We start from the raw sequence: 13021 nt of genomic DNA on the forward strand, positions 1-13021 counted from the left end.
GGCCATTTTTTTGGGCCGCGAGGGGCAGCGACGCGCGATCCGACCGCAGGTCAACGCGCCGATCGTCTTCGCCTCCAGTGCGCCGGTTCGTCCGTCAGAGCCGTGACGAAACGCCTCCAAGCGCGGGACCACACCAGCCGCCCGACCGACGCCGGCAGAACCATGACGAGGCCTTTCGCTGCGCCGGGCTGTTCGAGGGCGCTGATGTTTGCGGTCGAGGCGGCCGGTCCTCGGTCAGGGATTCCGAAGCGCCGTGTCTGGTGGATCGCCAGCTAGACGCTTGATCCCCGGACGGCACAGCCGCTAGGCAGATCGCCTCCTCCCGCTCGACAGGATCGTCATGCCGCAGCCCCGCTCCCGCCCGGCGCAAGCTCATCGCTCGGCCGCCGACATCTGGACCGGGCTGGGCCTTGCGGCCGCCCTCATCTTCTTTGTCGTCAGCGGCGCCCTCGCCTACGCCAACATCCAGACGCTCCGCGCGAACAACAGGATGATCACGCAGACCCACGACGTCATCGTGGCCCTCGACGCGGTCCTGTTAACGCTGCAGGACGCGGAGACGGGACAGCGCGGCTACCTGCTCACCGGCGAGGAGCCGTACCTGGCCCCCTACCAGAGCGCCACCGCCGAAGTGGCTTCGCGCGTGGAAGCGCTGGCCGGGCTCACGCGCGATAACCCCACCCAGCAGACGAACGTCGCGCAGCTGCGCCTGCACGTGAACGCCAAGCTCAAGGAACTCCGAGAAGCCATCCAAGCGCGCCGTACGGAAGGCCCCGCCCAGGCGCTCGCGATCGTGACCTCGGACCGGGGCAAGGCCGAGATGGATGCGATCCGCAGTCGCGTGGAGGTCATGCGCGCCGAGGAGAAGCGCCTGCGTCGCTTGCGGCTGGCGGACATGGAGGCGGCGTCGGCCGCCGCGGTGATCAGCGGGATCGTCTCCGCCCTCGTCGGCGCGGGGCTCGCGGTGGCTGTCGCCCTGCTCGTCCGCCGCAACGTCCAGGCCCGGGCGCGCCAGGAGTGGCTGCAATCCGGCCAGGTGGGACTGGCGGACGCGATGATGGGCGACAAGTCGGTCGAGGAGCTTTCCGACGGCATCCTCGCGTTCCTGAGCCGCTACCTCGGGTTCCAGGCCGGCGCGCTGTTCAAGGGCGACGCCGGCGGCTTCGTGCGAACCGCGACGCTGGGCGTGCCCGCCGACGCCGACGTGCCCCTCGCCTTCAAGGCCAGGGAAGGCCTCCTGGGGCAAGTGGCCGCCGACGCACGCTCCGTGATCCTTGCGGACATCCCCGACGGCTACCTCACGCTGGGCTCAGCCTTCGGGCGGGACAAGCCGCGCCACCTGATCATCCTGCCGACCCTGGCCGATGGCGTGGTCAACGGCGTGATCGAACTGGGTTTCCTGCGCGAGGTGAACCCGTTGACGCGGCAACTCCTCGACCAATCGGCGCCCGCCATGGGAGTGGCGCTGCGCTCGGCGAAGTACCGCAACGAGCTCCAGAACGCACTCGAAGAGACGCAGCGCCAGGCCGAGGAGCTGCAGGTGCAGAGCGAGGAGCTCCGCGTCTCCAATGAGGAGCTCGAGGAACAGGGCCGGGCGCTGAAGGAGTCCCAGGTCCGGCTGGAACAGCAGCAGGTCGAACTCGAACAGACCAACAGCCAGCTCGAGGAGCAGGCCCAGACCCTGGACACGCAGCGCGGCCACCTGGAGCGGGTGGCCGCCGACCTCAAGCAGAAGGCCGGAGAGCTTGAGCAGGCGAGCCGCTACAAGTCGGACTTCCTGGCCAACATGAGCCACGAGCTGCGCACCCCGCTCAACTCGCTGCTCATCCTCTCCAAGCTCCTGGGGGACAACGCCGACGGCAACCTGTCGGACACCCAGGTGGAATACGCCCGGACGATCGAGTCTTCGGGCAACGACCTCCTCCTGCTGATCAACGACATCCTCGACCTCTCGAAGATCGAGGCCGGCCATCTGCGCATCCAGCCGGAGAACGTCCCGCTGCGCCGTCTGGCCGCGGACCTGAAGCAGGTGTTCGCGCCGGTGGCCGAGACGCGCGGCCTAGGTTTCGAGATCGAGATCGGCGAGGGCGTCCCGCCCGCCCTCGAGACCGACCGTCAGAGGCTGGAGCAGATCCTCAAGAACCTGCTCTCCAACGCCTTCAAGTTCACCGAAGCGGGACAGGTGAAGTTGACCGTGGCCCCGTCCGGCCCCGGGCGCGTGGCATTCGCCGTCTCCGACACCGGCATCGGCATCTCGGCGGAACAGCAGGCGAGCATCTTCGAAGCCTTCCGACAGGCCGACGGCACGATCAGCCGCAGGTACGGCGGCACGGGGCTCGGCCTCTCCATTTCCCGGGAACTGACCCGCCTGCTCGGCGGCGAGATCCGCCTTCAGAGCGAACCCGGCGCCGGCAGCACCTTCACCTTGACCCTGCCGCTCGTCCATGACGCCGCCGCGGTCGGGGGGCTGCACCGACGCCGGCGCCGGCCGACGCCCCGGAGCCTGCGCCCGCGCCGCCGATGGTGCGGAAGCCCGTCACGGCCGACCTCGAAGACGACCGCGACGCGCTCACCGCCGCACGGCGGCTGCTGCTGGTGATCGAGGACGATCCCGCCTTCGCAACCATCGTGCGGGACCTGTCGCGGGAGCTGGGCTTCCAATGCATCGTCGCGAACACCGCGCAGCAGGCCTTGACCCTGGCGCAGGAGCACCGGCCGAACGCCATCGTGCTCGACGTCGGCCTGCCGGACCAGTCGGGTCTCACCGTCCTCGATCGCCTCAAGCAGGACGACCAGACCCGGCACATCCCGATCCACGTCGTCTCGGCCGCCGATCACACGCAGACGGCGCTCGCCCTGGGCGCGGTCGGCTATCTCGTGAAGCCGGTCCGCCGCGAGCAGCTCGCCGACGTGCTGCGGGGCCTGGAATCGAAACTGACCCGCGGCGTGCGACGCGTGCTGGTCGTGGAGGACGATCCCGTGCAGCGAGATGCCGTGCGTGCGCTGCTCTCGTCCAACGACGTTGAGACGGTGGGCGTCGGCACAGCCGCCGATTGCCTCGCCCAGCTGAGCGGCGAGACCTTCGACTGCATGGTGCTCGATCTCACCCTGCCCGACGCCTCCGGCTACGCCCTCCTGGAAACCCTCAGCGCGGGGGAGCACGCCTTCCCGCCCGTGATCGTTTACACCGGCCACGACCTGACGCCCGATGAAGAACAGCGGCTGCGCCGCTATTCCAGCTCGATCATCATCAAGGGCGCGAAGTCGCCCGAACGCCTGCTCGACGAAGTGTCGCTGTTCCTCCACCAGGTCGTCGCCGAGCTGCCGCCCGAGCAGCAGAAGATGATCCGCAAGGCCCGCAGCCGCGACGCGGTGCTGGAAGGCCGCCGAATCCTCATCGTCGAGGACGACGTGCGCAACGTCTTCTCGCTGACGGGGATCCTCGAGCCCCGCGGCGCGGTCGTGCAGATCGCGCGCAACGGCCAGGAGGCGATCGATGCGCTGCAGCAGGCCGAGGCCGATCCCGCCCGCGCGGTGGACCTCGTGCTGATGGACGTGATGATGCCGGTGAAGGACGGCCTTGCCGCCACCCAGGAGATCCGGCGCGATCCGCGTTTCCGCGATCTGCCCATCGTGATGCTCACCGCCAAGGCGATGCCGGACGACCAGGCGCGCTGCCTGGCGGCGGGCGCAAACGACTACATGGCCAAGCCCATAGACGTGGACAAGCTCCTCTCACTGGTCCGGGTGTGGATGCCGCGATGAGCTGCCGCCGATGACCGACAGCGTCGAGGACCTGGAGATCCAGCTGCTGCTGGAGGCGCTCTTTGGGCGCTACCACTATGACTTCCGCAACTACGCCCGGGCCTCGATCAAGCGCCGGATCACCCAGGCGCGCCAGAACCTGGGCTTCGCGAGCGTCTCAGCCCTGCAGGCCAGCCTGCTGCACGATCCGGCCACCCTCGCGGCGCTGCTCGGCTACCTCACCGTCCAGGTGAGCGAGATGTTCCGAGACCCGTCCTACTTCCGCGCGCTGCGCGAGAAGGTGCTGCCGCACCTTCGCACCTATCCCTCGCTGAAGGTCTGGGTGGCGGGTTGCAGCCACGGCGAGGAGCTCTATTCGCTGGCCGTGCTCTTCCGTGAGGAAGGCCTGCATGAGCGGACACTGTTCTACGCCACCGACATCAACCCCGAGGCGCTGCGCGCGGCCGAAGCCGGCGTCTACCCGCTCGACCGGATGCGCAAGTTCACTGAGAACCATCAGAAGTCGGGCGCGAAGACATCGCTCTCCGACTACTATGTCGCCGACTACGGCCGCGCGATCTTCGACAAGACGCTCCGCAGCCAGGTCGTCTTCTCGGACCACAGCCTGGCGACCGACGCCGTCTTTGCCGAGATGCACCTGATCTCCTGCCGTAACGTCCTCATCTACTTCGACCGCCCCCTGCAGGATCGGGTGCTGGGCCTCTTCCGGGACTCCCTTGCGCGGCAGGGCTTCCTGGGCCTGGGCGCCAAGGAAAGCCTCCGCTTCTCCAGCCATGCCGAAGCCTTCGCCGAGTTCGTGCGCGACGAGAAGATCTACCGCAGGCGCGAGCCATGAGCGCCGACCGGCCCCGGGCCGTGGCGATCGGCGGCTCGGCGGGGGCGGTGCAGGCCCTGCTGCAGATCCTCCCCGCGCTCCCGCACACGCTCCCCGTCCCCGTCCTGGTCGTGGTGCATGTGCCGCCCGATCGGGAGAATGCGCTCGTGCCCCTGCTCGCCGACCGTTGCCGCCTCGAGGTCAAGGAAGCCGAAGACAAGGAGCCGGCGCGTCCAGGCGTGGTGTATTTCGCGCCTTCGGACTATCACCTTCTTGTGGAGGCGGACGGTTCGCTCTCCCTGTCGTCGGACGAACTCGTGCACCACTCGCGCCCTTCCATCGACGTGCTGTTTGAAAGCGCCGCCGACGCGCTCGGTCCCGGCCTCGTGGCCATCGTGCTCACGGGCGCAAACCAGGACGGCGCCCGAGGCCTTCTGGCGGTCGCCAGGGCCGGCGGCACGGCGATCGTGGAGGATCCCGAGACCGCCACGGCCTCGGTGATGCCGGCGGCCGCGTGCGATGCGGCGCCGGGCGCCGCGGTCATGAGCCTGGACGCCATCGCCGCCCATCTCTCGGACCTGGGAACGCCATGAGCGCCACGGAGCAGCCGATCAACGTCCTGCTCGTCGACGACCTGGACGAGAACCTGCTGGCGCTTGAGGCGCTGCTGCGACGGGAGGGGCTGGCCTGCCTGAAGGCGCGCTCCGGCGAAGCGGCGCTGGAGATGCTGCTCACCCACGACGTCGCGCTTGCCCTGGTCGACGTGCAGATGCCGGGCATCGATGGCTTCCAGCTGGCCGAGCTCATGCGCGGCGCCGAGCGCTCGCGGCACATCCCGATCATCTTCGTCACGGCCGGCAGCGCCGATGGCCAGCGCCGCTTCCGCGGTTATGAGGCCGGCGCCGTCGACTTCATCCAAAAGCCGGTCGAGGCCGACGTGCTGCGCAGCAAGGCGAACGTCTTCTTCGACCTCCACCAGCAGCGGCGCCCAGATCATCGCCCATCGGGACGCGCTCGGGGCCTATGCCGAGCGGCTGAGGACGGTGGACCGTCACAAGAACGAGTTCCTGGCTGTGCTCGGCCACGAGCTGCGCAATCCCATCATGGCGCTGTCCGCCGGGCTGCACTTCCTGAAGCGGCGCAAGGACCCGGAGGCGGCCGCCGAGATCCACGCCCAGATGGAGCGCCAGGTGGCGCACCTGACCCGCCTCGTCGACGACCTCCTGGACATCTCCCGGATCGACCAGGGCAAGCTTGCGCTGAAGCGCGAGCCCGTGGCGCTGCAGGCCATCCTCGACTTCGCCGTGGAGGCCAGCCGCCCGCAGATCGAGGCGGCCGGCCATGCGCTCGCCGTCGAGAGGCTCGATACGCCCACCTGGCTGCACGGCGACGCGACGCGCCTTGCCCAGGTGGTCAGCAACCTGCTGAACAACGCCGCCAAGTACACCCCGGCCGGCGGCCACGTCGCCCTCTGCGTCCGGGTGGCCGAGGGCGTCGCCGAGATCGAAGTCTCCGACAATGGCATCGGCATTCCTGAGCCCATGCAGGCGGAGATCTTCGAGCTCTTCGCCCAGGTGAAGAGCCCGACGGAGCGCGCGCAGGAAGGCCTCGGCATCGGCCTCGCCCTCGTCAAGGAACTCGTGGAACTCCACGGCGGCACGGTCCAGTTGAAGCACAGCGCGCCCGATCAAGGCAGCACCTTCGCCGTGCGCCTGCCCGTCCTCGTCGCGCCGATCGAAGAGCGGGCGGCGGCCGACGTCGAAGCCTGACGGCGGCTCCGCACACCACGTCCAGCCAAGGCCGCCCCCTTTGGGGTGCGGCACGCCCTGTCGCCATCCAACTCTCCATCGTCAGGCTGACGACGGACGGCGAACGGGGCTGCCCGATGTCAAACCCTCGCGCCGTAAGCTTCGGCTCACGTGGAGATTGTTAACGTTCTTCGGTCATCGTGCGTATCGCAGGCCGTTCCAAGAGAACGCCCTTCGGCCATGGGGCCTATTGCAAGCAGCTCCATGGGCTTGCACCGGCGGCGCGGGTCCCCAACCCCGGGTTCCGGAACGGGCCGAGCGACCTTTCGCTCGGCCCACCAACCCGGAAGCCAATGCGGCTGATTTCGCCTTGGCGATGATGCCAAACCCTCGCGGGCCAGGGCGAGCCCTTTGCATCGACTGGATTTTGCCGGACCGGTCGCCCTCCCGCAAGGGCGCCGGCCGGCTCAGGTTCGCGCATGTGAGGCCGCGCCCGGCCTGGCTTCACCCGGCGCCCCTTCCCGCCACACACACACACGGAGCGCCGAAAACGCCTGCACTGTCGTGGAGTCGACTTTCTTCGGCCGGGAGGTGACATAAGGACGTCCGCGCCATGACGACAGACCGTCCCCGCCACACCCTGAAGGCGTGCCTGCAGAAGGCCGCCGAGTACGAGCATCTGGCCTCGAAGGTCCGGATACCGTTGTACCGCCAAAGATACCTCGAACTCGCCAGCGGATGGCGCGACCTGGCCGCGGCGATGCAGGCCGGCGAGGAGACGCCGGACGCCTGATCCTTGCCCAAAGCCCGGCCCGAGCGGCGCTTCAGCCCCTCGAACCGGGTGGCCAACAGGCTGGCGCAGGCCCGCGAGCTTCTGCGGATGTTCGCATCGACGCAGATCGAGCATCGGCGTCACCTCGCGCAGATCGAGGATGACATCCGCGGCGGCAGTCGGGACGCCGATGGCAATCTGCTCGGCGGGCCCTGACCGGACTCGTCAGCGTCAACGCCTCCTGCCGAATGGAGAGATCGGCCCCCCGGCCGGGGGGCTCCCGATTTTCGGACGTCAGGCGGCGATGGCCGCCACCCCTGCAGGCGCCGGCAGCGCGCCCAGCTGGGCCAACCCTATGAACATGCGCCGCAGGTCCGTCAGGTTTCGGTCGATCACGGCGGCGAAATCGGCACGTTGAAGCACCTCGTTTGGCACGACGAGCCCCGCGCCCGACCGCTCGCAAGCGCCCAGGGCCGAGAGGCGGGCGATCCGGCGGCGGACGGTCTCTGACGGCAGACCGAGCTGCCTGGCGATGAGCGTGCGTGCCACAGGCCGCCGGACGAGCGCGGGGGGCCCGGCCACATCCTCCGGCGCCAGAGTGGTGCTGGAGCGCACGATCTCGAGCCAGACGGCGGCGTCGGTGGGATCGTGCAGCAAGGCCGTCAGCCGATCGACGAGGCGAAGCAGATACTCGCCGGAGATCCGCGCCGCCGCCCGCAGCGGAGGCGCGCCGCTCCATGGTTCCGACATCGGCAGATCAGCCAGTTCCTCCAGAGATGAGAGCCGCGTGTAGAGGTCCCGCAGACGTGCATAGGCGGCTTCGACATTGCGCCGGTGTGCCGGGTTGTCGACCAGGGCCGCAGAGGTCCAGATCCCGTCCGACCGGCTCCGCAGGACGCCCAGCAGCGCCAACCGTGAGACACGGCGTCTCACGGTCTCGAAGGACAAGGCGAGCGACTGGGCCAACGCACTGATGCTGATCGGCCGGCGGAGGTGGTCCGGCGGGGGCGCCTCGTAGGTGGCGTAGGCTCTCTGCAGAGCCGGGTGCGCAGGATCGGTTCGACATTGGCCTGGGCGACCGCGACGATGATCAACGCGTCCACGAAGTCGAAGCCGCCCCGGCCGACCCTCACCTGGTCGAGCAGGTATCCCGCCGATGTCACCAATGCGAATTGGCCGTTTGTTGTCGTCATGCGTCTCGTCCCAGCCTGGATACTAGGCCGACTCGGCGCTGGCTCCTTTGCGACCGGGTGGCGCGGGTGGCGGGACGACACTCGACGCCTCCGCCGCCCGTAAACACACACGCGCACGCGGGGAAAAGCGGCCGACCCCGAACCGGGCAGGCTGGGAGCCTTCAGGAACAGCGGAGCCGGCCACCCGACCGCCCGATCGGGGCTTCATGCGGTCTGCCGTCGAAACGTGCCATATGAAGCGGCGTTCCGCGCAAAGCCGCCGCGGCCAGATTAGGGCGACGTCAGGTGGAGATGTCTCCGATGCCTCCGCGCAGGAGGGTCAGGACTAGGCGTTTGCGCTCCGACCAACCCTTGCCCTCAGACGGAGCGTGCGACGCGACATCGCCGCGGAACGGCAGGGCGTCGATCATATGGCGCCCCGCCCAGACGTGGAGGGCGAGAGCGGCCTTGTCGCTGGTCTAGGGCGGGGCTAAGCCCTGCTGATCAATGGGATAAGCGCCAGGCTTTCCCTAAGACCATAGGACCGACTTGACCCAGCTCGTCGACCGCGCCCCAGGCCTCGGCCCCGCAGATCTGCCGAGCTTCCTCCTCGCCGGCGGCGAGATGGCGGCCCGCATTCGAGACCACGACTGGTCGTCAACCCCACTTGGACCGCTTGCGTCATGGCCGCAGGCGCTCAAGACGCTGGTGGGCGTCATGATGGGATCCAACCAGCCGATGTTCATCGCCTGGGGACCGGACCGCACGCTGCTCTACAACACCGCCTACGCCCACATCCTGGCCTCGAAACACCCGGACGCGCTTGGCCGGGACTTCCTGGACGTGTGGTCCGAGATCCGCGCCGACCTCACCCCCCATCGTCGCCCAGGCCTACGGCGGCGAGCCGGTGCACATGGACGACATCCAGCTCTTGATGCACCGCCGCGGATTTGCGGAGGAGACCCACTTCGCGTTCTCCTATACCCCGGTCCGGGACCATGGCGGTGAGGTCGCAGGCTTCTTCTGTCCCTGTCAGGAGATCACCGGCCAAGTGCTCGCCAAGCGCGCTCTGAGCGACAGCGAAGCACGCCTGCGCGGGGTGCTCGAAGGCATGGGTGAGGCCTTTGTCCTCCTCGATGCCGACTTCCGCGTCGTCGAGATCAACGCCGAGGGACTGCGCATGGAGCGCCGCCCGCGCGAAGCGGTGACCGGCAAGTCCCATTGGGAGGCCTGGCCCGGCACCGAGGACACCACGCAGGGCCGGCTCTACAAGCGCGCCATGGCCGAACGCGTGCCGGTCTCCGCCGAGATCCATCACCGATGGGAGGAGGGCCACGAAGCCTGGGTGGAGGTGCGGGCCTATCCTTCGGGCGACGGGCTGGCGATCTTCTACCGAGACATCTCGGCCAGGCGCGCCCTGGAAGAGCGCGCCCGAGACGAGGCGGAGCGCGTGCAACTCGCCCTCGATGCCGGCGCGATCGTGGGCACCTGGGTCTGGCACGTGCTCGCGGACCACTTCACGGCCGATGAGCGCTTCGCGCGGTCCTTCAGCCTCGATCCCGAGCACTGCCGCCTCGGACTGCCGCTCGATGCCGTGATGGAATCCATCCACGAGGACGACCGCGCCCGCGTCGCCCAGGCCATCGACGAGGCCATCGCCCGTGGCGGAGCCTACCGCTGCGAATATAGGGTGAGGCACGCCGAGGGCGCCTACCGCTGGGTGGAAGCCAATGGCCGCGTGGACCTTGACGCCGAAGGCCGCGCGCTCAGGTTCCCGGGCGTCCTCCTCGACATCGAAGAACGACGGAACACGGAAGAGCGGCTTCGCGAGACGACCCGACGCCTGGACGCCATCTTGAACAACACGCGCGAGGCGGTGTTCCTGATGGATGAGCGACAGCATTGCGTCTACGCCAATGCCGCCGCCGCGAAGCTGACCGGTTATACGTATGAACAGATGCAGGGCCGTCCCCTGCACGACGTGATCCATCACAAGAAGCCGGATGGCTCGCCCTATCCCCTCGAGGAGTGCCCGATCGACCGGGCCTTCCCGGCGCAAGCCCAGATGTCCGGCGAAGAGCTGTTCGTCGCGCCCGACGGGTCGCTCTACCCGGTGGCGTTCACCGCCAGCCCCATGCTCGACGAGGCCGGCGAGCCCGTCGGCACGGTCATCGAAGCGCGCAACATCTCCGAGGAGAAGGCGCGGACCCAGGCGCTGCACGACGCCGAGGAGCGCTACCGTCTGGCCGCCCGCGCCACCAACGATGCGATCTGGGATTGGGACCTTCGCGCCGATCACGTCGTCTGGAGCGAGGCCCTGACGGCGCTCTTCGGCTACGCGCCTGAGCAGGTGGCGCCAACCGGCCGCTGGTGGGTCGACCACATCCATCCGGAGGATCGCGCCCGGGTGGACCGTTCCATCCACGCCGTCATCGAGGGCCATGCCGACACCTGGACCGACGAGTACCGGTTCCGCCGCGCCGATGGCAGCTATGCGGCTATCCTGGATCGGGGGCACCTCGTGCGCGATGAGGTTGGGCGCGCGGTTCGCTTCATCGGCGCGATGCTCGACCTGACCGAACGCAAGAAGGCGGAGGACGCGCGCCAGCTCCTGCTCCGCGAGCTGAACCATCGGGTCAAGAACCTGTTCGCCGTGGTCGCCGGCATGGTGACCATGACCGCCAAGAACTCGACGACGGCGCGCGACATGGCGACCGCTCTGAAGGGCCGCCTGACTGCGCTGGCCCAGGCGCACGAGCTCATCCGCTCCGCCATCACCATGGATTTCGGCCCCGCCACGGAAGCCGATCTCCTCGAACTCACCGAAGCCTTGCTCGCGCCGCACCTTGGCGATGGTGACCGACATCGTCTGTCCTTGAGCGGGCCTGCCCTCACGCTGACGCCGACGGCCGCCACCAGCCTGGCGCTCGTCCTGCACGAGCTTGCCACCAATGCGGCCAAGTACGGCGCCCTCTCGGCAAAGGAAGGCCGGCTTTCGATCGCCTGGGAGATCGTTGGCGGCGAGCTGCGGGTGGCCTGGCGCGAAACGGGCGGTCCCCGCCTCGATGGACCGCCCGAAAAGAGCGGCTTCGGGAGCCAGCTCGCCCAGGTCTCCATCGAGCGACAGCTCGGCGGCGCCATCCGTTACGACTGGTTAGCGGATGGCGTGCAAATCTTCCTCGCAGTGCCAATCGATCGGGTGCGAGGCTAGTGGGGTACGCGTCGAAACAGGAAAGTGCGCCTGCGGCCCGGCGGGCCTCGGGCCCGGCCGACCTGAGCGGGATCCGCATCCTGGTCGTGGAAGATGAGCCGTTCATCGCCTTCGACATCGCCGATGGCCTCGAAGATGCCGGCGCCGATGTCGAGCTCGCCATGAGCGTCCGCGATGCGCTCGAAATCGCCGGCCGCGGCGGCCTCTCCGGCGCCGTCCTCGATGTCAATCTGCCCGATGGCGACGTCGGCCCGGTGATCGAGGTGCTGCTTCGTCGCGGCGTCGCCTGGCTCATCCACACCGGCGCAGGCCTGTCGCCGGACCTTCAGGCCCGCTACCCCGAGGCCTCGGTCTTCGCCAAGCCGACGGCGCCTGCCGTGCTTGCGCGAGCCCTCGCCGATCGGCTCATCGCCGCAGGCTGAGCGCCTCTCGAAACCGCAAGGGCCACTCCTTCCCTGCCCGCAAGCCCCGCGCGGCCGATCGGCCCAAGCGCCATCCGCCGTCAGGCGTCCTTCTCGACAGCCCTGGACGTCGGCCGCCTCAAGCCGCGAAGGGTGGCGGCGAGATCGCCCACGTCGTAGGGCTTCCTGAGCACGATGGCGTCGGCCAGGCCGTCCGGCGGCACGAAGTCTGAGCCGGTGGCGAAGATGACGCCGAGGCCGGGTTGCTGCTGACGCGCCTGGTTGACGAGGGCCTCCCCCGAGACGCCAGGAAGCTCCAGGTCGGTGATCAGCACATCGAAGACGCAGGTCTGAAGCGCGACGAGCGCTTCATCGGCGCCGCTCGCTTCCACGACGATATGTCCCAGGTCCTTCAGCATCTCGGCCGTGGTCAGCCGGATGAGATCGTCATCTTCCACGAAGAGGATGGTGAAGCCTTCCGAGGGAGTCTCCTGTTGCGGCGCAGGCGCAGGCGGCGCGACCGGCCAGGCACCCGCGCCGCGTTGCCGCTCAGCGGCCAGAACATGGCGGATCTTCCGGGCGAGCGCCTCGCGCGAATAGGGTTTGCTGATCAGGTTGACGCCTTCATCCAGACGCCCGCCGTGGACGATGGCGTTTTCGGTATAGCCCGAGGTGAACAGCACCGCGATGTTCGGCAGGCGCTCACGGGCCTTGCGCGCCAGTTCCGGACTGCGCAGCGGCCCGGGCATGACGACGTCGGTGAACAGCAGGTCGACGGGCAGGCCGCTGTCGATGATCGCCAGCGCCGCCGTGGCGTCGGAGGCCTTGAGCACGCGGTACCCGAGCTCCGACAGCAATTCCACGGCGGTCGCACGAACGTCGTCGTCGTCCTCCACCACGAGGACGGTCTCCTCCCCCCGTCGCCGGCAGCGCCTCGCGCTCCAGGACCACGTCCTCGGCTTCCTGCGACCGGGGCAGGTAGAGCTTGACCGTGGTCCCCTGCCCCACCTCGCTGTAGATCTTCACATGGCCGCCGGACTGTTTGGCGAAGCCATAGACCTGGCTGAGGCCAAGCCCGGTCCCCCTTGCCTTCCGGCTTGGTCGAGAAGAAGGGCTCGAAGACCTTGTCCACCAAGTC

The 13021-nt window shown here is 68.7% G+C and carries 12 protein-coding genes and 1 pseudogene; 11 read left to right on the top strand and 2 right to left on the bottom strand.

The genetic code is table 11. The annotated features are described in order from the left end of the window. Positions 1 to 340: 340 nt before the first annotated feature. The 8 genes and pseudogenes from LRS10_RS22310 to LRS10_RS22345 all read left to right on the top strand — a co-directional run bounded on the left by LRS10_RS22310 (position 341) and on the right by LRS10_RS22345 (position 7315). On the top strand, positions 341 to 2599 hold the full coding sequence (locus LRS10_RS22310) for a CHASE3 domain-containing protein (RefSeq protein WP_257839365.1): 2259 nt from the start codon (positions 341 to 343) through the stop codon (positions 2597 to 2599). Next, a complete protein-coding gene (locus LRS10_RS22315; RefSeq protein WP_257839366.1) occupies positions 2521 to 3765 on the top strand; it encodes a response regulator in 1245 nt (414 codons plus the stop codon). The genes LRS10_RS22310 and LRS10_RS22315 overlap by 79 nt, the downstream gene beginning before the upstream one ends. 10 nt (positions 3766 to 3775) lie before the next feature. After that, positions 3776 to 4600: a protein-glutamate O-methyltransferase CheR gene (locus LRS10_RS22320; RefSeq protein WP_257839367.1), complete on the top strand. Its 825-nt coding sequence runs from the start codon at positions 3776 to 3778 to the stop codon at positions 4598 to 4600. Further along, a complete protein-coding gene (locus LRS10_RS22325; RefSeq protein ID WP_257839368.1) occupies positions 4597 to 5172 on the top strand; it encodes a chemotaxis protein CheB in 576 nt (191 codons plus the stop codon). The genes LRS10_RS22320 and LRS10_RS22325 overlap by 4 nt, the downstream gene beginning before the upstream one ends. Beyond that, positions 5169 to 5471 (top strand): annotated as a pseudogene (locus LRS10_RS22330) (two-component system response regulator); the annotation flags it as partial. The gene LRS10_RS22325 and the pseudogene LRS10_RS22330, both read left to right, overlap by 4 nt. A 151-nt stretch (positions 5472 to 5622) precedes the next feature. Further along, positions 5623 to 6348, top strand: a complete 726-nt coding sequence (locus tag LRS10_RS22335) for a sensor histidine kinase KdpD (protein ID WP_257839369.1) — start codon at positions 5623 to 5625, stop codon at positions 6346 to 6348. Positions 6349 to 6940: 592 nt separating this feature from the next. Further along, the gene (locus LRS10_RS22340; RefSeq protein ID WP_257839370.1) at positions 6941 to 7120 is read left to right on the top strand and encodes a hypothetical protein; all 180 of its coding nucleotides are present in this window, start codon (positions 6941 to 6943) and stop codon (positions 7118 to 7120) included. A gap of 3 nt (positions 7121 to 7123) precedes the next feature. Beyond that, on the top strand, positions 7124 to 7315 hold the full coding sequence (locus LRS10_RS22345; protein ID WP_257839371.1) for a hypothetical protein: 192 nt from the start codon (positions 7124 to 7126) through the stop codon (positions 7313 to 7315). A gap of 78 nt (positions 7316 to 7393) precedes the next feature. On the opposite strand, the gene LRS10_RS22350 is transcribed toward LRS10_RS22345, so the two are convergent. Continuing rightward, on the bottom strand, positions 7394 to 8032 hold the full coding sequence (locus LRS10_RS22350) for a hypothetical protein (RefSeq protein ID WP_257839372.1): 639 nt from the start codon (positions 8030 to 8032) through the stop codon (positions 7394 to 7396). Between the two features lie 788 nt (positions 8033 to 8820). Between LRS10_RS22350 and LRS10_RS22355 the strand changes: the two genes are divergently transcribed. The 3 genes from LRS10_RS22355 to LRS10_RS22365 are packed head-to-tail and all read left to right on the top strand — an operon-like array spanning position 8821 to position 11904. Beyond that, the gene (locus LRS10_RS22355; RefSeq protein WP_257839373.1) at positions 8821 to 9279 is read left to right on the top strand and encodes a hypothetical protein; all 459 of its coding nucleotides are present in this window, start codon (positions 8821 to 8823) and stop codon (positions 9277 to 9279) included. Further along, positions 9185 to 11482, top strand: a complete 2298-nt coding sequence (locus LRS10_RS22360) for a PAS domain S-box protein (protein ID WP_257839374.1) — start codon at positions 9185 to 9187, stop codon at positions 11480 to 11482. The genes LRS10_RS22355 and LRS10_RS22360 overlap by 95 nt, the downstream gene beginning before the upstream one ends. After that, positions 11482 to 11904, top strand: a complete 423-nt coding sequence (locus LRS10_RS22365; protein ID WP_257839375.1) for a response regulator — start codon at positions 11482 to 11484, stop codon at positions 11902 to 11904. The genes LRS10_RS22360 and LRS10_RS22365 overlap by 1 nt, the downstream gene beginning before the upstream one ends. A gap of 80 nt (positions 11905 to 11984) precedes the next feature. On the opposite strand, the gene LRS10_RS22370 is transcribed toward LRS10_RS22365, so the two are convergent. Then, positions 11985 to 12782, bottom strand: coding sequence for a response regulator (locus LRS10_RS22370; protein ID WP_308238034.1), 798 nt, complete (start codon positions 12780 to 12782; stop codon positions 11985 to 11987). Positions 12783 to 13021 lie beyond the last annotated feature (239 nt).

Source organism: Phenylobacterium sp. J426 (assembly GCF_024699945.1).
Taxonomy (GTDB): Bacteria; Pseudomonadota; Alphaproteobacteria; order Caulobacterales; family Caulobacteraceae; genus Phenylobacterium.

What these genes read in the sequence shown, in the direction of transcription:
- LRS10_RS22325 (WP_257839368.1), top strand. Translation starts at nt 4,597, where the DNA reads ATGAGCGCCGACCGGCCCCGGGCCGTGGCGATCGGCGGCTCGGCGGGG.
- LRS10_RS22315 (WP_257839366.1), top strand. Translation starts at nt 2,521, where the DNA reads ATGGTGCGGAAGCCCGTCACGGCCGACCTCGAAGACGACCGCGACGCG.
- LRS10_RS22360 (WP_257839374.1), top strand. Translation starts at nt 9,185, where the DNA reads ATGGACGACATCCAGCTCTTGATGCACCGCCGCGGATTTGCGGAGGAG.
- LRS10_RS22310 (WP_257839365.1), top strand. Translation starts at nt 341, where the DNA reads ATGCCGCAGCCCCGCTCCCGCCCGGCGCAAGCTCATCGCTCGGCCGCC.
- LRS10_RS22340 (WP_257839370.1), top strand. Translation starts at nt 6,941, where the DNA reads ATGACGACAGACCGTCCCCGCCACACCCTGAAGGCGTGCCTGCAGAAG.
- LRS10_RS22320 (WP_257839367.1), top strand. Translation starts at nt 3,776, where the DNA reads ATGACCGACAGCGTCGAGGACCTGGAGATCCAGCTGCTGCTGGAGGCG.